Genomic DNA, 24,844 nt, shown 5'->3' on the forward strand with positions numbered 1-24,844 from the left:
GGATACAGGTCAGGCTTGCTGACCAAAACGTTGCATTTGCATTTCCTGGAGGCGGCTGAGGGTACGGCGAAACGGGAATTGCAGATAGCCCTCGGTGTACAACTCATCCATCGGCACCGCAGCCGAAAGGCACAACGGCACCTTGCGGTCATAACATTCGTCGACCAGGGCGATGAAGCGCCGTACGCCATCGTCATGGATCGACAACTGCGGCAATTCGCGATCACCGGCCTCGACCCTTTCGACGCCGTCTTCGGTGCCACGGGCAATGCGCCCTTCACGCTGCTCGGCGCTCAGGCACGGCACGTCACTGAGCAGGATGACGCTGAAGCGGTCGCACAGCGCCATGAAATCCAGCGCCGAGAACGGTTGCTCGCACAGGTCGGGGTAACGGCTCCAGAGCACGCTGTCGCTGGCCTGGACCGGTTCAAGTAGGCGATGACCGACCTCGATCGGCGCACTGCTCGACGCTTGCCCGCAGGTCAACTGGTTGAAGACGTCACCCAGCGGATCAGGTTGCCCGGGATCGCGCAGCCAATAACGCTGCTGTAATTGGCCTGGGTGCTGGCGATGGTCTTGCCAGCCGTTCACCGGCACGACCTGCATATATCGATTGATCGCGGTGATGGTCGGCAGGAAACGCTCACGGTTGTGGCCGTTGGCATAGAGCTCCTCCGGCGGCAGGTTGGAGGTACTGACCATTACCATCCCCAACTCGAACATCACCTGGAACAGGCGTCCGAGGATGATTGCATCGCCAATGTCGTTGACGAACAGTTCGTCGAAACACAGCACCCGTACTTCAGCGCTCAATTCCCGAGCCAGGGCCTGCAAAGGATCCGGCGTCCCTGTGAGCTGGAACGAACGCTGATGCACCCACGCCATGAAATGGTGGAAGTGTTGTCGACGGGCCGGCACCTTGAGGCTTTCATAAAAGCGGTCCATCAGCCAGGTCTTGCCACGTCCCACCGGGCCCCAGAGATAAACGCCCTTGATCGCCTTGCGACCTTCGTGCAACGCCTTGTGGCATTGCTCCAGTGTCATGATGGCCAGTTCCTGGGCCTCGTCCTGGACGAAGCCGTGGTGTTCGATGGCATGCTGCCAGGCACTCAAGGGGGAGTCGAAAGTCATACGGCCCGGGTCCGGAAAACGAAGGTGGGGAGTATGCCATGCGAAACGCTCAGAAGAACCGTGCAGACTGTGGCGAGGGGATTTATCCCCGCTCGGCTGCGAAGCAGACGCCAGGCCTCAAACCGTATGGGCCTGCTTCGCAGTCCAGCGGGGATAAATCCCCTCGCCACAATAGTGTTCACATAACAGGGTGCAGACTGCTAAATCGAGATATCCAACCGGCTGATCTTGCCCTGCTCATCGAGCCGGAAGGTGTAGCGCAACTCCAGCGGGCTGCCGGGGAATGTCCCGGAGATCAGGTTCTGCACCAACACCTTGCCAGTGCGTTGCTGCACATTGAGGACTTCCACACGCGGCTGGAAGCGCCGGGCAGTGTCTTCCATCCATTGGGCGATGGCCTGGGTGCCAACACGGTGCTGGCCTTCATCGAATACGTTGGCATCCTCGGCGAAGAAACGCGTCACCGCCGAACTGTCACGGGCATTGGCCGCCGCAATGTAGCCGGCGATGGCCGGGGCCAGGGAAGAGACGGGATTGGACATGGTACGGCTCCTTGTTTTATCGATCTGGCACCATGCTAGAACAGCGTTGTGTCAGTTTTTGTCAGGAGTGAACCGTCCGCTTTCGTCCAGCTTCATCAGCGCGAACCAGTCGCGCAGCAAGTCGCTGCGGCGGCCCGGATAGCGCTCGCCCTGCTCGGTGGCAGAGGCAATCCGGTCAGTGCGAAAAGTCCGATAGGCGCCGCGCAATTCGCACCAGGCCACCACCACCCGCGCCTCATTGAAAAAGCCCAGGGCCAGCGGCCAGATCAAGCGTTGGCTCGGGGTCTTGTTCACGTCGGCGTAATCGATGTGCAGCTTGGCCTGGGCGCGAATGGCCTGGCGGTACACATTCAGTTCCACCGTGTTCTGCGGATAGCCATAACCCGGTGGGCCGGGCAGCACCGTGGGGTTGCGCAAAGCGTCTCGCACATCGGGGGCCAGCACTGCAGCGACCTTCGCCAGGGCGTCGGCGGCTGCCTTGCCCAACACCTCGTCGGCGCGCTGATCGACGTAGCGCAAGCCCAGCACAATGGCCTCGATTTCATCGGCGGTGAACATCAGTGGCGGCAGAAACAGTCCGCTGCGCAAGACATAACCGATGCCCGCCTCGCCCTGGATCGGCGCACCAAGGGCAGTGAGCTCGGCGATGTCGCGGTACAAGGTGCGCTCGGAAACGTTCAGTTCTCCCGCCAATGTCGCAGCGGTAACCGGGCAACGCTTGCCCCGCAAGACTTGCAGCAAAGTGAGCAACCGAGAGGTACGCGACACGATGGACTATCCAGAAGAAAAAAGTCGACGCAGATTAGCAGAGGCTGGTGTCAGAAACTGTCAGGAGCCACACGCCGACGCTCGCCCGGCAACCTACTGGAACCGGACATTGTGGCGAGGGGATTTATCCCCGCTGGGGCGCGAAGCGGCCCCCAGAAGAGATGATTCAATCCGATCCGACTGTTTTGGGATTCAGGTTTTTGGGACTGCTTCGCAGTCCAGCGGGGATAAATCCCCTCGCCACAAGCACCTGTGGGGTATCGTGCTCAATCGCTTCCGGTTTTTTTCATTCGTTGAGAGTCAATCCATGCGCAGAATCCTCGGCCTTTCCGTTTTCCTGATACTGCTCAGCCTGAGTGCCTGCGCCCTCTTCCCGCACCGGGACCCGCTGAACATCAACGTGGTCGGCATCGAACCCTTGCCCAACCAGGGCCTGGAGGTGCGTTTCGCCGTGAAACTGCGCGTGCAGAACCCCAACGAAACCGCGATCGACTACAACGGCGTGGCGCTGGACCTGGAGGTCAACGGCCGTACGCTGGCAACGGGGGTCAGTGACCAGAGCGGTTCGATCCCGCGCTTTTCCGAGGCGATCCTCAGTGTCCCGGTGAGCATTTCGGCGTTTTCGGTGTTGCGCCAGACCTTGGGCCTGAGCCAGACCCAAAGCCTGGACAACCTGCCCTATGTGCTCAAGGGCAAGCTCGCCGGCGGCGTATTCGGCACCCTGCGCTTCGTTGACCGCGGAACCCTCGACCTGCCGGGCTCCGCCGCCAACTGGTGAATCACGCCGTGAAACGCACGCCGGGCTTGGCACGCTCATCCACCACCAACTCGAACACATCTGGCCTGGCGTAATGCCCCACCACGTCATAGTCGTAACGCGCCCGCACCAGCTCATCGGTGTCGATTTCGGCAATCAGTAGCCCCGCCGTGTCCTTCAGCGGCCCCGCGAGTACATCGCCCATGGGGCCGACAATCACACTGCCCCCGGCAATCAGCGGCCGCTCGGCCGGCCAGTGCGCGACCTCGATACCCAGGGCCTGCGGCGAGGCCTGGACCTGGCAGGCACTGACCACAAAACAGCGACCTTCGTGGGCGATATGACGCATGGTCACCTGCCACATCTCCCGCTCATCCACCGTCGGCGCACACCAGACGTCCACCCCTTTGGCGTACATCGCGGTGCGCAGCAGCGGCATCATGTTTTCCCAGCACACCGCCGCGCCGACCCGACCGACCTGGCTGTCGATCACGGGCAAGGTCGAGCCGTCGCCCTTGCCCCAGATCAGCCGCTCGGTGCCGGTGGGCATCAACTTGCGGTGCCGGGCCACCAGGCCCGCATCGGGTTCGAAATACAGCGCGGTGCAGTACAAGGTGCTGCCGACACGCTCGATGACGCCCAGCACCAGGCTCGCCCCGGTACGCGCTGAAAGCCCGGCCAGCGCTTCGGTTTCAACGCCGGGCACGTCAATGGCATTGGCAAAATAGCGGGCAAACGCCTCGCGTCCCTCCGGCAACCGGTAACCCAGTTGAGTCCCGAACGCTTCGCCCTTGGGATAGCCACCCAGCAGCGCTTCTGGCATCACCACCAGGCGCGCGCCAGCCTCGCGAATGGCTTCTTCGTAGGAAAGGATCTGTGCCAGGGTCTCGCCCTTGCCGCCAGGCAACGAGCCGATCTGCAGGGCAGCCACAATGGATTTGGGCATGGTTTTTCAACTCCTTGATCATCAGGTGTTGCCGATTCTCAAGCAGCGGCCGATCATGAATAAAGCCCAGAACGCTGCTAAATGATATGAACCTTATGAATATCGCCGACATCGACCTCAATCTGCTCAAGACCTTCGAAGCCCTGCATGACGAATCCAGCGCCAGCCGCGCCGCCGTACGCCTGGGCGTGACCCAGTCGGCCATCAGCGCAGCGCTGCGCAGGCTTCGCGGTTTGTATGACGATCAATTATTCGTGCGTACCGGCCGGGGCCTGGCGCCGACGCTGCGGGCCAACCAGCTCAAGCCGGTGATCAGCGAAGCACTGGATAAATGCCGCCAGAGCCTGGCGATGGTCGACCCGGATGCCAGCCATTACGAAGGCCGCTCGGTCATCGTCGGCCTGTCGGATGATTTCGAGATTGCCCATGGGCGACGCTTGATCGAAGAAGTGGCCGACCGAGCGCCGGGCCTGCGCTTGATTTTCCGCCAGACCCACAGCCAGATCGTCGGCCGGGCCCTGATGGAGCGCGAACTTGACCTGGCGATCACGGCGGGCGGTTTCGCCCAGCGGTTGCTCAGCCGCCAGGTGTTGGGCGAAGGCGATTACGCCTGCCTCCTGGACCCGGCGAGCCTGGCGCAGGGCCAACAATCCCTCAGCCTGGAGGCGTTCGTGGCCCGTGAACATCTGCTGGTGTCTTCAGGTGGTTTCATCGGTATCACCGACGAAGGGCTGGCCGGGCTTGGCCTGAGCCGGCGAGTCTGTGCCTCGACCACCCACTTTGCCGCGTTGCCGTTCCTGCTCAAGGGCAGCCAAGCCGTGGCGACGATTCCGGCCCATGCCGCCCGGGCCATCGCCGACCTCAGCGGCCTGGCCTTGCTGCCCTGCCCCCTGGCCTTGCCCCGCTACCCTATCGAACTGGGATGGCGAACCCACACGCAAATGGAGCCGGCAGTGCTCAAGGTTCGCGAGGCCATTACGGCAACATTCACCTAAGGCTTACTTGTTGGCAGCCATCAGTCGATTGACTTCACTGCGTACCATGTTGGCGTACTCCGGCGGCGACATGCCGTCCAGTTCGGCACGCACCCACTCGGCCCACTTGCCCTTGCGTTTGGAGCGCTCGCCGAACAAGCGGGCAGCATCGCCCTTGGCTTTGCCCAGGTTGTTTTGCCACAGTTCAAAAAGTCGGGATTTTTCGTCTTCCAGCGCGGCGCGCTCGGCCAGGGGCTTGTCAGCCAGATTGAAGCTCATGGGAATTACCTGTTGCGTAAATAGGCGCCATCTTACACCTTGCAGGGAAACGTCTTAACCACGATTTGTGATGGGCTGCGCCGACAAGGCCAAACGTTGCAACTTTTGCACAAGCGCAGCACTCCATTGATCAATGCCATCATCAGCAAGGAGTACTTCAATGGCCCGTAAAAGCACCGTGCAAGCGAATGGAGAGCAAATCAAGGATCAAGCCTTCAGCGAACTGAAGGCGTTGATCGAAGAATCGGAGAAGCTGCTCAAAAGCAGTGCCTCGCTGGTGGGCGAAGATGCTGAAAACCTGCGCGACCAGATCTCCCAGAAACTGCAACAAGCGCTTGATTCGGTTGCCAGCGCACGGGAGCGCACCCGCCCCATGGTCGACGCCACTGAAGTCTATATTGGCGGCCACCCCTGGCAGACCGTGGCGATTTCCGCCGGTTTCGGGCTGGTGGTGGGTTTGTTGCTAGGACGGCGTTAACCATCACAAACCAGCCCCCGAACCTCATGGAGGAGCGGCGAGCTTGCTCGCGATGACGGTGTGTCAGAGAACCTCTCTGCTACTAAGCCACCGCTATCGCGAGCAAGCTCGCTCCCACAGGAGTTTGTGGATGAGTCCGCCATTTATGCACATCCACAAGGTCTCGCTTTAAGCCACAGGTCCCGCCCGCAAAATCGACGCATCCTCCCCGCGATACAACGCCTCCACCTTCCCCGCCCGCCACTGCAACACCGCCCGTTGATTGATCGAGCCCTTGTCAGTGATTTCACCGCGGTCGATGGACGCCGGTTCATCGAGCAAGGCGATCCATTCCACGCGACTGGCGTTGCCGCTGGCTTCACGGTTCAGGCGTCGCAGCCAGTCGGCGAACCATTGGCGCACCGTCGGGCTGGCAAGAACCTGGGCGTCACTGGCATCCCCGCCCAGGCCTGACAAGCGCCGGCATTCAGCAAGCCGTGGGAACACCAGCGCCCCCAGGCACTCGCGATCCGGTGCGGTAATCACCAGGTCCTGGACGTAGGGCGTGCCCTCCAGCACCGCCCGATTGCGCAACGGCCCGACACTGACGAAGACACCGGAAGACAATTTGAAATCCTCGGCGATCCGCCCATCGAACATCAGCCCCAGTTGCGGATTGCTGGCGTCGGCCAGCTTGATCGCATCTCCCGAACAGTAGAAACCATCCTCGTCGAATACCTCGGCAGTTTGCTGCGGCGAGCGCCAGTAGCCGGGCATGATGTGCGGCCCGCGAAAACGCCCTTCGAACTTGCCGTCCACCGGCACCAGGCGCACCTCGCAGCCAGGCGCTGGAAGGCCGATGTAGCCAGCCATGGACAACGGCCCGGTGGTGAAGGTGCAGGACGGCGCCGCCTCGGTCATGCCCAGGCCCGCCATCATGCGGATACGTTCGCCGCAATGCTGTTCGGCGACCTTGTCGAGCCGGTCCCAGGTGCTTTGGGACAAGCCCGCCGCCGCAAAGAAGAACAGGCTGATGCGTTTGAAGAATCGCTCGCGCAATTCATCGTCCTGCTCCAGGGCGTTGACCAGTTCCTCCCAGCCCTTGGGCACGGTCAGGTAGGCGGTAGGCGAGATTTCCTTGAGGTTGCGCAGGGTTTCGGCGAAGCCCTGGGCGGTGGGTTTGCCGTCGTCCAGGTAGAACGTGCCGCCGTTGTACAACACGATGCCAACGTTGTGGCTGCCACCGAACGTGTGGTTCCACGGCAACCAGTCCACCAGCACCGGCGGCGCCTCGCCGAACACCGGAAAGGTCTGCAGCAGCATCTGCTGATTGGCGCAAAGCATACGCTGGGTGGTGATCACCGCCTTGGGCAGCTTGGTGGAGCCTGAGGTAAACAGGAACTTGGCGATGCTGTCCGGGCCGGTGGCAGCGAACGCCTGCTCGGCCTCGGCGCCGCCGGGTTGGACCAGCAGGCTGGCGAAGCTTGTCCTCGACCGGCCGGCTATCTCGCCACGCACTGTGATCAAGGGCACGTCCGCCGGCAATACGGCAGTGATTGCGCGCTCGAACGGTGCGGCTTCACTGACAAACACCAGCCCTGGCTGCAACAGATCGCAGACGTGACGCAGCTTGGCGAAATCCTGGGACAGCAATGAATAGGCCGGCGAAACCGGGCAATAGGGAATACCGGCGTACATCGCGCCGAGGGCCATTTGCAGGTGCTCGATGTCGTTGCCGGAAAGCAGCGCCAAGGGTTTTTCCGCTGACAAACCGTAACCGAGCAGGCTTTGGGCGATGGCTCGGACACTGTCGAGCATTTGGGCATAACTGACTCGACGCCAGTCACCGCCGGCTTCACGGGCAGCGATAAACGTCTGCTCCGGGCGCACCTTGGCCCAGTGCACCAGGCGCTCGAGCAACCGCGCTGGCAGCGGGGCCAAGGGCTCCAGGGAGCGCATGTGCAAGATGCCACGCTCTTCCCGGACTTCCACGGCAGGATGACCAATCGATACCTGGCGATACCGCCCGGCCTCGGGTCGGGAGGACGATCTGGACTCGGAACTCACGTACATTTCCTCCACCAAGGCACACTCGGGTCGCGATGCGAGCGGAGCGTGGCAGCACCAGGCTGCGGCCTTGTCATTATTATTCTGGCCTGCATCGGGGCGACGGCGTTCAAGGCTCGACCGCCCGCGATGCGACGGGTTTCAGATCGGGTAATGCCGGGGACCGTTCTGCAAAGTCACCCAACGCAGCTGGGTGAAATGCTCGATGGACGCCTTGCCGCCAAAGCTGCCGTAACCGCTGGACTTGACCCCACCGAAAGGCATCTGCGCCTCGTCGTGCACGGTCGGCCCGTTGATGTGGCAAATGCCCGACTCGACCCGCTGGGCCAAGGCCAGCGCACGGGTGGTATCGCGGCTGAAAATGGCGGCCGACAGGCCGAACTCGGAATCGTTGGCCAGGCGCAGCAGCTCTTCATCGCCGTCACCGCGCAGCAACACGGCCACCGGCCCGAAGGACTCTTCGCGGTACAGGCGCATCTGCGCAGTGACGCCGTCGAGCAACGTCGGCTGCAGGATGCTGCCTTCCAACTGCCCCCCCGTGACCAGCGTTGCGCCTTTGGCCAGGGCATCGTCGATCAGCCCCTTGATGCGTTGGCCGGCACTGACGTCGACCAACGAGCCCAGTACCGAATCGCCGGCCGCCGGATCACCAGCGCGCAGGGTGGCGATCTTGGCGGCCAAGCGGGCGATGAACTCATCCGCCACACGGGCATCGACGATCAGTCGCTCGGTGGACATGCAGATCTGGCCTTGGTTGAAGTAAGCGCCAAAGGCCGCCGCTTGCACCGCGGCGTCCAGGTCGGCGTCGTCCAGCACCAGCAGCGGCGCCTTGCCACCCAGTTCCAGCAAGGCCGGCTTGAGGTGGCGCGCCGACAGTTCGCCGACGATGCGTCCGACATGGGTCGAACCGGTGAAATTGACCCGACGCACCGCCGGGTTGGCAATCAATCGCTCGACAATGGCCGGCGCATCCGCAGGTGCGTTACAGATCACGTTGACCACGCCGTCACCCAGCCCTGCGTCCTGCAACACCTGGCCGATCAGCCGGTGCACTGCCGGGCTTATTTCAGACGCCTTGAGCACCACGGTGTTACCGCAAGCCAGGGGCATGGCGATGGCGCGGGTGGCGAGAATCACCGGAGCGTTCCAAGGGGCGATGCCCAGCACCACGCCGCAAGGCTGACGCAGGGCCATGGCGAAACTGCCAGGCACGTCCGAAGGAATGATTTCGCCATTGATCTGGGTCGTCATGGAAGCGGCTTCGCGCAGCATGTTCGCCGCCAGGTGCACGTTGAAACCGTACCAATTGGCCATGGCACCGGTCTCGCCGGCAGCAGCGACGAATTCACTGCTGCGGGCCTGCAACTGCTCGGCCGCACGCAACAGCCGCGTCCGGCGTTCGTTAGGCGCCAATGCGGCCCAGGCGGGAAACGCCGCTTGGGCAGCAGCTACCGCGGCGTCGGCATCTTCCAGAGTGGCGGCGGCCACGCGAGACACCACCTCACCCGTCACCGGGTTGCAGCGTTCGAAGGTCCGGCCGTCACGGGCAGGGCACGACTGGCCGCCAATCAACAGGGGCACGTCCAGCATGGTGATTCCTCTTTATTGTCTTTATCGGGAATACATCGCAGCGGTGTAACAGTAGCGCCAAGGCGGCGCAGCGAACAGCGGGATGCGGCCCGCCATTCGCCAGTCGATTCAGCGCTTATAGGTTTGCAAGCCAGGCTTGATGCTCTTGTCGTCCAGAAACTGCTTCATGCCCTGCTCGCGGCCACCTTCGGTGTCGAGCAGGCGCGACTGATCGAGCTTGGCGTACAGGTAATCCTCGTTCTGCTCCCAGGTCAGCTCGCGGCAGCGCTTGAAACCATGCTTGGCGGCCCGCAGCACCACCGGGTTCTTCTCCAGCAGGTTGCGCGCCAGCGCCACGGTGACTTCACGCAGCTGCGCCAGGGGCACGCTTTCGTTGACCAGGCCCATTTCGGCGGCTTTTTGCCCGCCGAATGTCTTGCCGGTCATGATGTAGTACAGCGACTGGCGATGGCCCACGGTATCGGCCATGGCCTTGCTGACGAGGTTGCCCGGCGGGATGCCCCAGTTGATTTCCGAGAGGCCGAAGGTCGCTTCGTCGGCGCAGATCGCCAGGTCGCACGCCACCAGCGGACTGAAACCGCCACCAAAGCACCAGCCGTTGACCATGGCGATGGTTGGCTTGGCGTACATGCGCAGCAGTTTCCATTGCCATTGCGACGCTTCGCGACGGATTTTTTCCTGGAGGATTTCCGGCCCCGCATCCACTTCGCGGAAATATTCCTTGAGGTCCATGCCAGCGGTCCAGGCGTCACCGGCCCCGGTCAGCACCAATACGCCAGCGGCCGGATCCTGCTCCAAGGTCTCGAGCACGTCGATCATCTCGCGGTTGAGGGTCGGGCTCATGGCGTTGCGCTTTTCCGGGCGATTGAGGGTGACCCAGGCGATGCCCTCCTCGATATCGACCTTGACTGTTTTCCAGCGACCTTCGTAATTGCTCATGATGCGTGCTCTCTTGTTCTTGGCTGAAGATGATCAAAAACTAAACCGGAAAAATAGTTATGTCAATTAACTATTAATCGATTTATCTGTCTTTTCCCGGACCTGGATCGAAGGTTACAAATCTCGAATCTGCGCAAGCCCATAGCCAGGGCGTCGCAACCCCGGCAAACTGGATAGCCTTGTTAACCACTTACCTTGAGGAAGTTCACTTCGATGGCCAAGTCTTCCAAGCTTGCCGAACCCGCCGAGCCCCTGGCTGCCGGTACCGACGCGCAAGCGCCGCTGGACTCCGCACTGGATGACCTGATCGGTTACGCCCTGCGCCGCGCCCAGTTGAAACTGTTCCAGAACCTGATTGGCCGGCTCGCCGTCCACGATCTGCGCCCTGCCCAGTTCTCGGCCCTGGCAATCATCGACCAGAATCCCGGCCTGATGCAGGCTGACCTGGCCAAGGCCCTGACGATCGAGCCACCGCAAGTGGTGCCGCTGCTGAACAAGTTGGAAAGCCGGGCCCTGGCCGTGCGCGTGCGGTGCAAGCCGGATAAACGCTCCTACGGGATCTTCCTGAGCAAGACTGGCGAAACCTTGCTCAAGGAACTCAAGCAAATCGCCGCGCAGAGTGACCTGGATTCCACGGCGACCCTTTCAGGGGCTGAGCGTGAGGAGTTGCTGCGGTTGTTGAAGAAGGTTTACCAATAAAGGACACCGCTCCCCTGTGGCGAGGGAGCTTGCTCCCGCTGGGGTGCGCAGCGGCCCTGAAAAGTCTGCAACAACACCGACAATCAGGGTGGCGCGCGAAGGGGGCTGCTTCGCAGCCCAGCGGGAGCAAGCTCCCTCGCCACAAAAGCACTGCATGGCTCGTCAAGGCATCACCAGATCGGCACGCTGTACGTCACCAGGAACCGGGTCTGGTTCTCGTCGCGAAACGCCGCCGTACCCGGGAAGTTGTTGCGATAGATCGATTTGCGTGCCAGCAGCCCGACGTTTTAAGGACACCGCTCCCCTGTGGCGAGGGAGCTTGCTCCCGCTGGGGCGCGCAGCGGCCCTGAAAAGTCTGCAACAACACCGATAATCAGGGTGGCGCGCGAAGGGGGCTGCTTCGCAGCCCAGCGGGAGCAAGCTCCCTCGCCACAAAAGCACTGCATGGCTCGTCAAGGCATCACCAGATCGGCACGCTGTACGTCACCAGGAACCGGGTCTGGTTCTCGTCGCGAAACGCCGCCGTACCCGGGAAGTTGTTGCGATAGATCGATTTGCGTGCCAGCAGCCCGACGTTTTTCAGCGGGCCGCCCTGGATCACGTATCCCAGCTCCATCTGGAACTCACGCTCCTTGCGATCCTCGGCATTGAGAGCCGCCAATTCGATGTGATCACCACGCACATAACGCAGTCGACTGCGCAGGCCCGGCACGCCCACGGCGGCAAAGTCGTAGTCATGGATCGCCTGCCAGGTGCGTTCCTTGGCATTGAGGAAATCCGAGCTCATGGTCATTTCGCTCAAGCCCATCAGCTCGGTGCCGGACACATAAGGCGTGGCCGTATCACCACTGGAATGCATGTAGCCCAGGCTCACGCGATGGCCGCCCAGGCGATAGCCGACCAGCGCCGAAACGTTGCGGTTATCCACTTTGCCAGCCTTGGCCGCGCCGTCTTCGTCGCTGAAAAAACTGCGCAGGTCAGTGGTCAGGACGCCATCGCCCAAGGGCAGGTTATGCAATAACGCCAAGGTGTTCTGTTGATACAAATCCGCCACTTCGGCGTGGTAAGCCCGCAGGCTGAGGTCTTTGTTGACCTGGTAGTCGCCGCCCCCATAAGCCATATGGGACGAAGTCGCCGCACCGTTGAAACGACGGTTGGGCGAGGCGATGCTCATCGGTTGGTAGTCGGTGGAATCGCGCCGGGCGATGCGATCGATATAGCCGGTGTTCAACGTCAAGCCGTCGATGTCCTTGGAACTGAGGGTCGTCCCGCGAAAAGTCTGCGGCAGCAGCCGCGATGGGCTGGCAAAGGCAAACGGCAGGAAGATCGACACATCGCCGGTCTTCACCGTGGTTTGTGCGAAACGCAGCTTACCGGTCACACCCAGGCGCGAATACTCATCCGCCGCACGCTTGTCGCTGCTCGATACCGGTAACAGTTCGGTGCCGCTTCGGTCAGGCGATGAGTCGAGCTTGATGCCCAGCAACCCCCTCACATCGAGGCCGAACCCAACCGTCCCGGGGGTAAACCCCGACTCGACGTTCATGAACACACCTTGAGCCCACTCCCTGGCCGCGGTCTTGGCGCCGCCGTCCTTGTAGTCGCGGTCCATGTAGTAATTGCGCAGGGTCAGGGTACCGTGGCTGTCGTCGATGAAGCCCTCCGCCCGCAAGGCAGGAGAACCCAGGCTCAGCCCGAGGCAGGCCAGCAGACTGGCGAACGAGAAAACAGGGCGCGCCATCGAGGCGTCCCGGGCAAGGTTTGGCATGTTCGATATCCACTTATTGTTGTTGTTTTGATCGGCCCAGCCTTGGTGATAGGGGCCGTGGGAACCAAGAATGGAAACCGCGAGGGCCCTTCGTCAATCAACACTGACCGATAATCGAACATTAATATCATTAACTAATTTACCAACTGACTTGAATATTCGTACCAAGCCCCTGATTTTCATAATGATCTGGCCCGTTTATGACTCCTCCTTGGCATCCTTCATTTTTTAGTTAGCTTTGTTAATCTTAAATGCGCCTGCCGGTTATCCTCCGAGCCGGTGTCCCTCACAAAAACAATAAGAGGATTTGCCATGAACCGTCCGGCGCGTCGTGCGACGCTGACTATCGCCCTGTGTTTCATCGTCGCGTTGATCGAGGGTTTCGACCTTCAGTCAGCCGGTACCGCAGCCGCAGGGCTGCGACAGACGTTTGCCCTCGACCCGAAAATGATGGGTTGGGTATTCAGTGCCGGGATCATCGGGCTGTTGCCTGGTGCGTTCTTTGGCGGCTGGATCGCTGATCGCATCGGTCGCAAGAAAATTCTCATCGCCGCTGTCTTGCTGTTCGGCGTGTTTTCCCTCAGCACCGCTTATGTCGAACACTTCTCCAGCCTCTTGCTGGTGCGTTTCATGACCGGCCTGGGCTTGGGCGCCGCCCTGCCCAACCTCATCGCCCTGTGCGCCGAAGCCGTGGGCGAGCAGCGCCGGGGCACGGCCATCAGCGTGATGTACGCCGGCGTTCCGTTGGGAGGTGCGTTGGCGGCAGTGGTCGCCATGTTGTTTGGCGAACACTGGCAGATGACGTTTTTCATCGGCGGGTTGGCGCCCCTGTTGGTGGTCCCGCTGATGCTCTTGTGGCTCCCCGAATCCAGCGCCTTTCGCCAGGCGCTGGATGGCGGCACAGCGCGCGGCTCCACCACTCAGGCGCTGTTTGGTGAAGGTCGCGGCCGTACCACCTTGGCGCTGTGGCTGAGTTATTTCTTCACCCTGACGGTGATGTACATGTTGCTCAACTGGCTGCCGTCGTTGCTGCTGGAACAGGGCTTCAGCAAACCCCAGGCCGGCCTGGTGCAAATGCTGTTCAACATCGGCGGAGCGCTGGGCTCGTTGCTCGGTGGCCTGTTGCTGGACCGTTGCAATGGCATCAAGGTGGTGCTGTTCGTCTATGCCGGACTGCTGAGCGCCCTGGCCGGGGTTGGGTTTTCGGTCGGTATCGTGCCGATGGCCATTGCCGGGTTCGCCGCTGGGTTGTTTGTCATGGCTGCGCAATTGGTCCTCTATGCCTTGGCGCCGCCCTCCTACCCTACCTCCGTACGTGCGACGGGGGTTGGTGCAGCGGTGGCCATCGGACGCCTGGGGTCGGTGGCCGGGCCGCTGGCTGCCGGACAGATCCTGGCGGCAGGGGGTGGGACCACGGCCGTATTGCTGGCGACGTCTCCTGGGTTGGTGGTTGCGACGTTGGCGGTTCTTAGTGTGATTCGTTATTCGGCCGGGCCGCGATTGGGTGCTTCTGAGCCGGTCGCTGGGAACTCCTGACTTGGTGTGTATATCCGTTATTTAGGTAACGGCGGCTTAGGGTTCCACCCTTAGCACAGCCAACACTATCACCAGCTGACCCTCCGCTATCGCGAGCAAGCTCACTCCCACAAGGGATTGTGGGGCCGAGGCCCTGACATTGATCGGCCTAGACCTTGAACCGCGCCACCGTCTCATGCAGTGACCCGGCCATCTGCGCCAGGTCCTGGCCCGCCGTATCGGTATGCCGCGCGCCCAGCATGACCTGTTCGGACAGGTTGCGAATGTCCACCAGGTTACGATCCACCTCTCGCGCCACCAGCGCCTGCTGTTCCGTGGCACTGGCGATCATCAGGTTGCGCTCGTTGATCTGCGAGATCGAATGGGCGATTTCATCCAGGGCCTCGCCGGAGCGCTGGGCCACCAGCAGCGTGGCTTGCACCAGTTCGCTGTTGTTCTGCATGGAGCTCACCGCATGCCCGCTGTCCAGGCGGATATTACCGATCATGCCCTCGATTTCCCGAGTCGAATCCTGGGTCCGATGAGCCAGCGCCCGGACTTCATCGGCCACCACCGCAAAACCACGCCCGGCATCACCGGCGCGGGCGGCCTCGATGGCGGCGTTCAGTGCCAGGAGATTGGTCTGCTCGGCAATGCTGCGGATCACATCCAGCACCGAGCTGATGTCCTGTACCCGCCCGGCCAATTGCTGGATTCGGCCGGAACTGTCCGTCACACCTTCGGCCAGCGCGGTAATGGAAGCCACCGTTTCCTGGACCTGTTCACGACCACGCTGGGCCGTTTGCTCGGACACCCGCGAGGCTTCGCTGGTGCTCACCGCATTGCGCGCCACTTCGTCCACCGCGGCGGTCATCTGGTTCACGGCCGCGGCCGCCTGTTCGATTTCATGCCCCTGCAACTGCAAGGTGCTGCTGGTCTGGCTGCTCACCGCGCTCAGTTCTTCGGAGGAACTGGCCACTCGATCCACCGAGGCCGCAATGTGCCGGACCATGCTGTTGAGACTCTGCTGCATGTCGTGCATGTTACTCATCACGCTGTCATTGGCACCGACACCCACGGGCACGCGGATCGTCAGGTCGCCCTGGGCGATGAGGTTAAGCACCCGCGCCGCGTCATTGGGTTCACCACCCAGGGGACGGGTCACACTGCGGGTCACCAGGATCGCCACGGTCGTCACCAGGGCCAGGCAGGCCAGCACCAACGCCAGCATGTTGCGCCGCGCATCGTTGTAACGTGCCTGGGCCAAGTGCTCACGTTCGACAAAGACCTTGCCCTGCATCGCCATCATCCCTTCGAGGCTTTTGTACACCTCAAGCTCCGCCGGAATCACGCCCTGCTTGAGCTGCGTCATCGCCTCGTCCGTCGCGCCCTGGCGGATCAACGCCTGCACCTGGACGAACGCCGCCACATAGGCCTCGCGCCGTTTCTTCAACTCGGCATACGCGGCCTTGCCTTCAGGCTGATCGAACAGCGGCTCCAGCGTGGCGAAGGCCTGGGTAATCCGTTGTCGGGTGGCGTCGATGGATTGCTGGACTTGCGCATTGTTCTTGTCGATCAACAAATCCCGGGTATTCCTGGCGTTATCGCGCACGCCCGTGGCGATCACCATGATCGGGTCGATCTTCGGCCAATCCTGCCTGACGATCTGCTCGGCCTGGTCGCGCAGCATCGCCAGGTCGCTCAAGGCGTAAAGCGCCAGGGCAATCAAGGCCAGTGGCGCGATGGCAAAGCCGATCACGATGCGTTGGGCGGTGGTGAGTCTGGTCATATCAAATGCTCCCTGTTCAACTACCTGCCGGTTGGCAGCGCATTTGAAAACCTAAAAAAGTGTGGCCCGGTCATCCCGGGCCGCTGTCGGTCGTTCATCCCGGCGCTCGCTCAACTGCGTAAGACGAACGAGGGGAACAACTCGCGCATGGCGGCCCACAGCTCAGGCTGCAAGGCTTGTGCCGAAACGCTGGAAAGGTGGGGATCGAGCATCCGCGCAGTGCGCACCAGTTGCACCGCGAACCGCGTGACGCCGCGTTCGCTCAAGCGTCGGGCCAGGTTCAGCAACCGCTCGGGGTCGAACAGATGCCAGTGCACCGTTGTGCGACATTCATAGTCCACGCCACTGGCCAGCAGGTGGTCAAGGCTGCGCCAGTTGGCGGCGCCGCTGCCTTCGACACGGGTCACGTCCAGGGCATCTTCGGGCAAGGCCTTGACGTCGAAACCGACCCAGTCGGCAAGACCGACCACTTTGGCGAAGGCCGCCGGTTTGATGCCGGCGCTGTGCAGGCCGATGCGAAAGCCCATCTGCCGCACTTCCTCCATGGCCGGCGCCAGGCCGTCCTGCAAGGTTGGCTCACCGCCACTGAACACCACGGCGTCGAGCAGATCCTGACGGCGCTGCAGGAACGCCAACACCCGGCACCAATCCACCTCCTCGCTACCGCGCGGCGGGATCAGTTGCGGGTTATGGCAATAACGACAACGCCAGGCACAGCCTTGGCAAAACAGTACGCACGCCAGTTGGCCCGGATAATCGAGGGTGGTCAGGGGCACCATGCCCCCGACCCGTAGCACTCGACTCATGGACGCCCGGCCGCGCGTTCGGTGAAATGCACCCGCTCGCGATGCTCGGACTGCTTACCTGGGTTGAAGGCCGCCACCGGACGGTGATAACCCATCACTCGGGTCCAGACTTCGCAACGTTGACGCTGTGCTTGAGGAAGGCTTTGCGATGCATTCATGGGTGAAGCTCCTTGCGGTCGATGGATCGGATCAGTGAACGCTGCCCTGGCGCTGTTGTTGCAGCAGCAAGGCCTCGTCGCATTTCGGGCAAAACTCATGTTCGCCGGCCAGGTAACCGTGCACCGGACAGATGGAAAAGGTCGGCGTGATGGTCAGGTACGGCAGGCGGAAACGTCCCAGTGCCTTGCGCACCAGTTGCTTGCAGGCCTGTGTGGAGGAAATCTGTTCTGCCATGTACAGGTGCAACACGGTGCCGCCGGTGTATTTGCATTGCAGTTCGTCTTGTAGCTCCAGGGCTTCGAACGGATCCTCGGTGAAGCCCACCGGCAGTTGCGACGAGTTGGTGTAGTACGGTGCGACCGGGCTGCCGGCCTGCAAGATATCCGGATAGCGCTTGAGGTCTTCCTTGGCGAAGCGGTAGGTGGTGCCCTCGGCGGGCGTGGCTTCGAGGTTGTAGAGGTGGCCGGTTTCTTCCTGGAATCGCAGCAGCGTGGCCCGCACGTGATCCAACAGTTTCAGGGCGAATGCCCGGCCTTGCTCGGTGTGCAGGCCTTGTTGGTCATCGGTGAAATTGCGCAGCATTTCGTGCAGGCCATTCACGCCGATGGTGGAGAAGTGATTGCGCAGGGTGCCCAGGTAGCGCTTGGTGTAAGGATACAAACCGGCATCCATGTGATGCTGGATGACCTTGCGCTTGACCTCCAGGCTCTCCATCGCCAGTTCCATCAGGGCATCGAGGCGTTGCAGCAACGCGCTGGTGTCGCCCTTGTACAGATAACCCAGGCGGGCGCAGTTGATCGTCACCACGCCCAGGGAGCCGGTCTGCTCCGCCGAGCCGAACAAGCCACCGCCGCGCTTGAGCAGTTCGCGCACGTCCAGTTGCAGGCGGCAGCACATCGACCGCACCTGGTTGGGTTGCATGTCCGAGTTGAGGAAGTTCTGGAAATACGGCAAACCGTAACGGGCGGTCATTTCGAACAGCCGGTCGGCGTTCTCGCTGTCCCACGGGAAGTCGTGGGTGATGTTGTAGGTCGGGATCGGGAAGGTGAACACCCGCCCTTTCGCATCGCCGGCCTGCATCACCTCGATGTAGGCGCGGTTGATCAGTTCCATTTCCGCTTGCAGGTCACCGTAGGCGAACGGCATCTCTTCGCCACCGATGATCGGGATCTGTTCACGCAAGTCCTGTGGGCAGACCCAATCGAACGTCAGGTTGGTGAACGGGGTTTGCGTGCCCCAGCGCGACGGTACGTTGAGGTTGTAGATGAACTCCTGCAACGACTGCCGGACCTCGTCGTAGCTGAGCTGGTCCTTGCGCACATAGGGTGCCAGGTACGTGTCGAACGAGCTGAACGCCTGGGCGCCGGCCCATTCGTTCTGCAGGGTGCCGAGGAAATTCACCATCTGTCCCAGGGCACTGCTCAGATGCTTGGGCGGCCCGGCCTCGACCCGCCCTGGCACGCCATTGAGACCTTCGTGCAACAGGGTGCGCAACGACCAGCCGGCACAATAGCCGGCGAGCATGTCCAGGTCGTGGATATGCAGGTCCGCCTCGCGATGCGCCTGGCCGATGGCCTGGCTGTAGACTTCGTCGAGCCAATAGTTGGCGGTGACCTTGCCCGATACGTTGAGGATCAGCCCGCCGAGGGAATAGCCCTGGTTGGCGTTGGCCTGTACGCGCCAGTCTTCGCGGTCCAGGTATTCGTTCATCGACGTGGCGACTTCCACCAGCGTACGGCGATCCCGACGCAGGCGTCCGTGTTGCTCGCGATAGACGATGTAGGCACGCATGGAGAGAAAGAAACCGGCATCCATCAACACCCGCTCGACACGGTCCTGGATCTGCTCGACGTTCAACCGCGTCTGCCCTTCCAACCGCGCCAACACCGCCTCCAGCAACGCCTCGGCCTCGGCTTCGGCGTATTCGCCAGTGGCCTTGCCAGCGGCGATCAGCGCCTGGCGGATCTTGTCCGCATCAAAGGCGACCACACTGCCATCGCGCTTGTGCAAGCGGTTACACCCTACTGAGATCAACGTGCTCTGCATTTTGGCTCCAGACACTACATATAGGCTTTTTGATTCGCATAAACACAATATGCAGTGGAGAGTACGGCCAAACGATCGAGTTGCAATTGATCGATATCAAGATTCGGGAGCGACGGCCAACCCGCTTGGAAGGGGGGGCAATGCGCCTCGTCCAATGGGATCGGGGTGCGACCGGAAGAAATAGGCCGGCTGGCAGGCCGCCTTCGCGAGCAAGCCCGCTCCCACAGTTGGATCGGGGTATGGCCGCAGAGCCAGGCCGGCTATAAGGCCGCCTCGCGGTGGACGTTGATTTCGGCGCCCCGTTAACCACGCTGGCCGAACGCAGGCATTGCGCAGTGGGCATCCCGGCATGGATGCCGGGATAGCCGCGCTGGGCCATGGATGGCCCTTCGCGGCGGCCCACGGAGCAATGCCTGCGTTCGGGCATGCCGAGCCTAGGCGAGGCACCGAGTGGTGGGGCAAAAGCGTTTTGCTTACTTTTGCGCTTCTCAAAAGTGAGCCGCCGTCAGGGCGGAACCCTAAGTGGCCGTTACCGCAGCAACGGATATGCCCCCAATCAACAAATCCCAGCGCTCAGAACAGTACGGGGCTGCTGCGCACCCCAGCGGGAGCAAGCTCCCTCGCCACGGGGTCTGCGTAAGCCCTTAACCCCCACTCATATTCATGAACCGCACAATCTGCACCTCCCCACCAGGATTGAAGTCATGGCGCAAAGGCTTCCCACGCAACGCCTTCTGCACCGCCTGAATAACCGGCTGGTCATCCAACGGATAACGCCGCAACAAGCCACGCAGATCGAGAGAATCCTCCTGCCCCAGGCACAACAGCAAGCGCCCTTCAACGGTCATGCGCACGCGATTGCAACTGGCGCAGAAGTTGTGAGTGTTGGGGGAAATGAAACCGATCCGGGTATCCGGATGCTGTTCCAAACGTACATAACGCGCCGGGCCACCACTGTTCTCCGTACTGTCGAGCAACCGGTGATGAGCGGCGATCACAGCCCGGACCTCATCGCTGGAACAGAACGACTCGCCCCGGGAACGCCCCACCTCCCCCAACGGCATCTCCTCGATAAAACTGATGTCGATGCGTTGATCGATGGCGTACTGCACCAGCGCCGGGACCTCATCGAAGTTGCGTCCTTTCATCACCACGCAGTTCAACTTGACCCGCTCGAACCCAGCGACCTGCGCCGCTTCAATCCCGGCCAGCACCTGGTCCAGGTTGCCGTTGCGGGTAATCGCCCGAAAACGTTCGCCGTCCAGGCTATCGAGGCTGATGTTCATGCGCTTGACGCCAGCATCGACCAGCGGCTGGGCCAATCGCCCCAACTGCGAGCCGTTGCTGGTCATCACCAGTTCCCGCAGGCCGGGCAATGCCGCGATCTCGCGACACAACCCGACGATGCCCGGACGGATCAGCGGCTCGCCACCGGTCAGGCGGATTTTCTTCACCCCCAGGCCGACGAACAGCCGCGCCAGACGCTGCAACTCCTCCAAGGTCAACACCTGCTGACGCGGCAGGAACGTCATGTTTTTCGCCATGCAATACACACAACGAAAATCACAACGATCGGTCACCGACATCCGCAAATAATCGATCTGGCGCCCAAATCCGTCCTGCAACACCGCATTCATGAAGACCTCCTGATTGAGCCCGTACTCACTGCACCAGCGGCGAGTCGGCACCCTGAAGATGAATGCCGCGAATGTCCGCCGCACCGATCAGGGTTTGCAGGTACTGCACCAGCGCTTTTTGCCACACGCCCTGCTGCAACTGGGTACGAATCGCCGTCGCCACCGCCTCGTACGGCAATGGCTGGCCATCGATGCGCTGGTCGATGCTGATCACGTGCCAGCCATAGCGACTTTCCAGCGGTTTACCGGCCAGGCCCGCCGGCAGGGTGAATAACTGGCGCTCCAGCTCAGGCACAGTCTGGCCCTTGCTGATCTGCCCCAGCGAGCCGCCCTGCTCCTTGGATGGACACGCCGAATGCTTGAGCGCCAACTCGGCAAAACTGCCCGGGAACTGATCCAGCCGCTCCAGCAGCAGCTCGGCCTGGACATGGGCCAGGCTGCGCGCCTCGGCATCGTCCGGCGCGCATTCGAGCAGGATGTGCCGCACCGCCAGCAACGGTGCGCTGTGAAACCGCGCTCGGTTGCTTTCGTAATAACGCAGGCAGGTGGCCTCGTCGCACTGCGGCACCTGCACCTCACGTTCGAGCAATAGCCGCGTGGCCGCTTCCTCTTCGTTTTCGCCGGCGCCGACCTGTAACGCCAGGCCCAGTTCGGCGATGCGTTGCTGGAGCAATTCACGAATCACCAAGGCCCGTGCCGCCTGATAAACCGCCTCCTCGCGGCTTTCCGCCGGGTGGTATTGCAGCTCCTGGGCCATCGCCTGCGGGGTGATCGACACCCCGTTGACGCTGATGATCGGCCACTCCTGTTCACTGCTGGCAATCAACTGTGGCGCTTCATCCTCCGCCACCGGCCCGGCCTGGGCCGGCTCGAACTGCACCGCCCCCGCCGGTTCGGCATCGGCCACCGGCGCGATCACCGGTGCCGCTTTTGCCGAAGAACCGCAGCCGCCGCTGCCGCCACCACTACCGCCACATCCGCATCCACTCGCCATGATCTTCTCCTCAAAACTTCTGCCGAACGATTTGATAACGACGTCCCAGGTACCAGACCGGCGCACTGACGATATGGACCAGACGGGTGAACGGGAACAGCACGAACAGGGTCAGGCCCAGCACCACGTGGAGCTTGTAGACCAGGCCTACTGGCGCTATCGAGGTAGCGGCTTCAACCGGACGCAACAGCACGGTGTTCTGGGCCCAATCGGCCAGCATCACCATTACCGAGCCGTCCATATGGGCGGTAGAGGCCACGATGGTCATCAGCCCCAGTACCAGTTGCACCAACAGCACCACCAGCACGAGGATGTCCGACGCATTGGAGGTGGCGCGAACCCGAGGGTCGGTCAGGCGACGGTTGAGCAGCATCACCAGGCCGATCAGGCCCAGTACGCCGAAGAAACCGCCGGAGACCATCGCCAGCAATTGCTTGTTTTCGGTGCTCAACACATGGTGATAGATCGCCGAGGGTGTCAGCAGGCCGACGAAGTGGCCGGCCAGCACGAACAGCACGCCGATGTGAAACAGGTTGCTGGCCACGCGCATGCCGCGCTTGTTCAGCATCTGGCTGGAACCGGCCTTCCAGGTGTACTGGGACAGATCAAAGCGTGCCCAACTGCCAAGCAGGCAAATCGCCAAGGCGACGTAGGGGTAGACCCCGAACAACAACAGATCCCATTTAGACATTACCCACCTCCCCGGCTGGCGCTGCGGCCAGCCCTTCATGCTGAAAATCCACCCAGTGCAGCGGCACCGCACTTTCGTCTCGCGCCTTGCCCGGCGCGCTGGGCATCGAGCTGCAACGGTCCTGCTGTTCGGCCTTCATGAAATCCACCGCCTCTTCTTCCCAGACCTTGTCCAGGGCCTCGAGGGAGTCATCCCGTGGCTCGGCCTTCACTTGCTCGCGCAACTCGGCCACGGCCACCTGAGGCTCGGCCCCGGCGATTTGTAGCAAGGCCCGGAAGCAACTGGCGTAGGCACTTTCACGTTCGTCCAGGCGCGCCGCGAGCAAGGCCAGCAGGTGCGCCACATCGGCCAGGCCCTCGCGGGCCTCGAGGTCTTCGCGGGTGGAAAGAAACTCCAGGTACAGCGGGATGTAGTCAGGTAGTTCCTTGACGCCGATGGCAAAACCGGCCTCTTCGTACTGGGCCATCATGTCGACCATGGCCTGGCCACGGTCGCGGGATTCACCATGGACATGTTCGAACAGCAGCAGCGACAGCGAACGACCGCGGCCAAACAGCGCACCGTAGTGCTCCTGGCCATCCATCAGGTCCTTGCCGCAGATCACCTCCAGCAATTCAAACAGCCCGGCGCGCTGGTTCGGACTGATTTCCCGTGCCTGGAGAATCGCTTGTTCCAGCTCATCCCGACCGGCCACCAGGGTCTCGGTCGGGTAGTCGAGCAGCAACGAAATCACCTTGAGAATGCGCATGCTCATTCCTCCCACAACTGCACGGTTTTGATCACGTCGCGGCGGTTGGCCTTCTTGCCACCGAACATGTTGGTGTCGGAGCTGCCACTGCAACCGCTGCCAAAGCTGAAGCCGCAACCGGAGCGCTCGGCGAACGCGTCGCTCATGGCGTCTTCGCGGTGGGCGCTTGGTACGACGAAGCGATCTTCGTAGTTGGCGATGGCCAGGTAGCGGTACATCTCTTCCACCTGGTTCACGCTCAAGCCGACGTCGGCCAGCACTTGCAGATCCTGCACGCCGTCGACCTGCTCGGAACGTTTGTAGGCACGCATCGCCAGCAAGCGTTTGAGCGCAAGCTTGACCGGTTTTTCATCACCGGCGGTGAGCATGTTCGCCAGGTAGCGCAGCGGGATGCGCAGGCTGTCGACGTCCGGGATCACCCCGTTCATGCCCACGGTGCCAGCCGTGGCAGCGTTCTGGATCGGCGACAGTGGCGGCACGTACCAGACCATTGGCAAGGTGCGGTATTCCGGGTGCAGCGGCAGTGCGAGTTTCCAATCCACGGCCATTTTGTAGACCGGCGAGCGTTGCGCCGAATCGATCACCGACTGCGGCACGCCATCGGCCAGGGCTTGGCGAATCACTGCCGGGTCGTTGGGGTCGAGGAAAATCTCCAGTTGCTTCTCGTACAGGTCCTTCTCATCGGCGGTGCTTGCCACTTCGCTGATACGGTCGGCGTCGTACAGCAACACGCCGAGGTAACGGATCCGTCCAACGCAGGTTTCAGCGCAGACAGTCGGCATCCCGGCTTCGATGCGCGGGTAGCAGAAGATGCATTTTTCCGACTTGCCGCTCTTCCAGTTGAAGTAAATCTTCTTGTAAGGGCAGCCACTGATGCACATGCGCCAGCCGCGGCACTTCTCCTGGTCGATCAGGACGATGCCGTCCTCTTCGCGCTTGTAGATCGCGCCACTCGGGCACGACGCCGCGCACGCCGGGTTCAGGCAGTGCTCGCACAGGCGCGGCAAGTACATCATGAAAGTGTTTTCGTACTCGCCATAGATGTCCGCCTGGATCTTGTCGAAATTCTTGTCCTTGCGCCGCTTGGCGAATTCAGTGCCGAGGATTTCCTCCCAGTTCGGGCCCCACTCGATCTTCTGCATGCGCTTGCCGGACACCACCGAGCGTGGTCGCGCGGTGGGCTGGTGCTCGCCCAGCGGTGCGGTGTGCAAGTGCTGGTAGTCGAAGTCGAACGGTTCGTAGTAATCGTCCAGGCTCGGCAGGTCCGGGTTGGCGAAGATATTCGCCAGTACGCGGAATTTGCCGCCGATGCGCGGGTTGATCGAACCGTCTGCGTTGCGGATCCAGCCGCCCTTCCACTTGTCCTGGTTTTCCCATTCCTTGGGATAGCCGATGCCCGGCTTGGATTCGACGTTGTTGAACCAGGCGTACTCCATGCCTTCGCGGCTGGTCCAGACGTTCTTGCAGGTGATCGAGCAGGTGTGGCAGCCGATGCATTTGTCCAGGTTCAGGACCATGCCGATTTGTGAGCGAATCTTCATC

The 24,844-nt window shown here is 61.9% G+C and carries 23 protein-coding genes; 5 read left to right on the forward strand and 18 right to left on the reverse strand.

Annotated elements, in window-relative coordinates; translation table 11 throughout:
* Positions 1–9: 9 nt before the first annotated feature.
* From zapE to BM300_RS08235, 3 genes are all read right to left on the reverse strand, one after another.
* Positions 10–1,131 (reverse strand): cell division protein ZapE, encoded by a 1,122-nt coding sequence (gene zapE, locus BM300_RS08225; RefSeq protein WP_092142797.1) that lies wholly within the window; start codon positions 1,129–1,131, stop codon positions 10–12.
* A gap of 200 nt (positions 1,132–1,331) precedes the next feature.
* Complete coding sequence (locus BM300_RS08230) at positions 1,332–1,673, reverse strand: nuclear transport factor 2 family protein (RefSeq protein ID WP_072348557.1); 342 nt, start codon at positions 1,671–1,673, stop codon at positions 1,332–1,334.
* Positions 1,674–1,724: 51 nt separating this feature from the next.
* Positions 1,725–2,441, reverse strand: coding sequence for a helix-turn-helix transcriptional regulator (locus BM300_RS08235; protein ID WP_072348558.1), 717 nt, complete (start codon positions 2,439–2,441; stop codon positions 1,725–1,727).
* A 307-nt stretch (positions 2,442–2,748) separates the two neighbouring features.
* Here BM300_RS08235 and BM300_RS08240 point away from each other — a divergent pair, with 307 nt between their 5' ends.
* On the forward strand, positions 2,749–3,219 hold the full coding sequence (locus BM300_RS08240) for an LEA/WHy family protein (protein WP_014338133.1): 471 nt from the start codon (positions 2,749–2,751) through the stop codon (positions 3,217–3,219).
* A gap of 1 nt (position 3,220) precedes the next feature.
* On the opposite strand, the gene BM300_RS08245 is transcribed toward BM300_RS08240, so the two are convergent.
* Entirely contained in the window at positions 3,221–4,144 is a 924-nt protein-coding gene (locus BM300_RS08245; protein ID WP_092348660.1) for a carbon-nitrogen hydrolase family protein, read from the reverse strand.
* A gap of 86 nt (positions 4,145–4,230) precedes the next feature.
* On the opposite strand from BM300_RS08245, the gene BM300_RS08250 reads away from it, so the two are divergent.
* Positions 4,231–5,139: a LysR family transcriptional regulator gene (locus BM300_RS08250; protein WP_092348663.1), complete on the forward strand. Its 909-nt coding sequence runs from the start codon at positions 4,231–4,233 to the stop codon at positions 5,137–5,139.
* 3 nt (positions 5,140–5,142) lie between these two features.
* On the opposite strand, the gene BM300_RS08255 is transcribed toward BM300_RS08250, so the two are convergent.
* Positions 5,143–5,397 carry a hypothetical protein gene (locus BM300_RS08255; RefSeq protein ID WP_003181187.1) on the reverse strand — a complete coding sequence of 85 codons (255 nt, stop codon included), beginning with the start codon at positions 5,395–5,397 and terminating at the stop codon, positions 5,143–5,145.
* A 160-nt stretch (positions 5,398–5,557) separates the two neighbouring features.
* Here BM300_RS08255 and BM300_RS08260 point away from each other — a divergent pair, with 160 nt between their 5' ends.
* Positions 5,558–5,875: an ElaB/YgaM/YqjD family protein gene (locus BM300_RS08260; protein ID WP_092142788.1), complete on the forward strand. Its 318-nt coding sequence runs from the start codon at positions 5,558–5,560 to the stop codon at positions 5,873–5,875.
* Positions 5,876–6,043: 168 nt separating this feature from the next.
* Here BM300_RS08260 and BM300_RS08265 read toward each other — a convergent pair whose 3' ends face one another.
* The 3 genes from BM300_RS08265 to BM300_RS08275 all read right to left on the reverse strand — a co-directional run bounded on the left by BM300_RS08265 (position 6,044) and on the right by BM300_RS08275 (position 10,450).
* Positions 6,044–7,921: a feruloyl-CoA synthase gene (locus BM300_RS08265; protein WP_063325054.1), complete on the reverse strand. Its 1,878-nt coding sequence runs from the start codon at positions 7,919–7,921 to the stop codon at positions 6,044–6,046.
* 141 nt (positions 7,922–8,062) lie between these two features.
* A complete protein-coding gene (locus BM300_RS08270) occupies positions 8,063–9,511 on the reverse strand; it encodes an aldehyde dehydrogenase (protein ID WP_092348666.1) in 1,449 nt (482 codons plus the stop codon).
* A gap of 108 nt (positions 9,512–9,619) precedes the next feature.
* Positions 9,620–10,450, reverse strand: a complete 831-nt coding sequence (locus tag BM300_RS08275; protein WP_063320869.1) for a p-hydroxycinnamoyl CoA hydratase/lyase — start codon at positions 10,448–10,450, stop codon at positions 9,620–9,622.
* 213 nt (positions 10,451–10,663) lie between these two features.
* Between BM300_RS08275 and BM300_RS08280 the strand changes: the two genes are divergently transcribed.
* Positions 10,664–11,149, forward strand: coding sequence for a MarR family winged helix-turn-helix transcriptional regulator (locus tag BM300_RS08280; RefSeq protein WP_014338127.1), 486 nt, complete (start codon positions 10,664–10,666; stop codon positions 11,147–11,149).
* A 460-nt stretch (positions 11,150–11,609) separates the two neighbouring features.
* Here the strand turns inward: BM300_RS08280 and BM300_RS08290 are convergent, their stop codons facing one another.
* A complete protein-coding gene (locus BM300_RS08290) occupies positions 11,610–12,917 on the reverse strand; it encodes an OprD family porin (protein WP_092145732.1) in 1,308 nt (435 codons plus the stop codon).
* Positions 12,918–13,229: 312 nt separating this feature from the next.
* Here BM300_RS08290 and mhpT point away from each other — a divergent pair, with 312 nt between their 5' ends.
* The gene (gene mhpT, locus BM300_RS08295; protein ID WP_092145734.1) at positions 13,230–14,453 is read left to right on the forward strand and encodes a 3-(3-hydroxy-phenyl)propionate transporter MhpT; all 1,224 of its coding nucleotides are present in this window, start codon (positions 13,230–13,232) and stop codon (positions 14,451–14,453) included.
* Positions 14,454–14,601: 148 nt separating this feature from the next.
* On the opposite strand, the gene BM300_RS08300 is transcribed toward mhpT, so the two are convergent.
* From BM300_RS08300 to narH, 9 genes are all read right to left on the reverse strand, one after another.
* The gene (locus BM300_RS08300; protein ID WP_092145737.1) at positions 14,602–16,221 is read right to left on the reverse strand and encodes a methyl-accepting chemotaxis protein; all 1,620 of its coding nucleotides are present in this window, start codon (positions 16,219–16,221) and stop codon (positions 14,602–14,604) included.
* A 110-nt stretch (positions 16,222–16,331) separates the two neighbouring features.
* Positions 16,332–17,027 (reverse strand): anaerobic ribonucleoside-triphosphate reductase activating protein, encoded by a 696-nt coding sequence (locus BM300_RS08305; protein WP_063320864.1) that lies wholly within the window; start codon positions 17,025–17,027, stop codon positions 16,332–16,334.
* Positions 17,024–17,185: an anaerobic ribonucleoside-triphosphate reductase gene (gene nrdD / locus BM300_RS08310; protein ID WP_003202433.1), complete on the reverse strand. Its 162-nt coding sequence runs from the start codon at positions 17,183–17,185 to the stop codon at positions 17,024–17,026. The genes BM300_RS08305 and nrdD overlap by 4 nt, the downstream gene beginning before the upstream one ends.
* A gap of 31 nt (positions 17,186–17,216) precedes the next feature.
* A complete protein-coding gene (locus BM300_RS08315; RefSeq protein ID WP_092145740.1) occupies positions 17,217–19,232 on the reverse strand; it encodes a ribonucleoside triphosphate reductase in 2,016 nt (671 codons plus the stop codon).
* A gap of 644 nt (positions 19,233–19,876) precedes the next feature.
* Positions 19,877–20,869 carry a GTP 3',8-cyclase MoaA gene (gene moaA / locus BM300_RS08325; RefSeq protein ID WP_092145742.1) on the reverse strand — a complete coding sequence of 331 codons (993 nt, stop codon included), beginning with the start codon at positions 20,867–20,869 and terminating at the stop codon, positions 19,877–19,879.
* A 25-nt stretch (positions 20,870–20,894) separates the two neighbouring features.
* Complete coding sequence (locus BM300_RS08330; RefSeq protein ID WP_063320861.1) at positions 20,895–21,863, reverse strand: peptidylprolyl isomerase; 969 nt, start codon at positions 21,861–21,863, stop codon at positions 20,895–20,897.
* A 10-nt stretch (positions 21,864–21,873) separates the two neighbouring features.
* Entirely contained in the window at positions 21,874–22,554 is a 681-nt protein-coding gene (gene narI / locus BM300_RS08335) for a respiratory nitrate reductase subunit gamma (protein ID WP_063320860.1), read from the reverse strand.
* A complete protein-coding gene (narJ, locus tag BM300_RS08340; protein ID WP_092145744.1) occupies positions 22,547–23,302 on the reverse strand; it encodes a nitrate reductase molybdenum cofactor assembly chaperone in 756 nt (251 codons plus the stop codon). The genes narI and narJ overlap by 8 nt, the downstream gene beginning before the upstream one ends.
* A gap of 2 nt (positions 23,303–23,304) precedes the next feature.
* Complete coding sequence (narH, locus tag BM300_RS08345) at positions 23,305–24,843, reverse strand: nitrate reductase subunit beta (protein ID WP_063320858.1); 1,539 nt, start codon at positions 24,841–24,843, stop codon at positions 23,305–23,307.
* Position 24,844 lies beyond the last annotated feature (1 nt).

The sequence above is a fragment of the Pseudomonas sp. NFACC46-3 genome, assembly GCF_900114515.1.
Lineage (GTDB): Bacteria > Pseudomonadota > Gammaproteobacteria > Pseudomonadales > Pseudomonadaceae > Aquipseudomonas > Aquipseudomonas fluorescens_Q.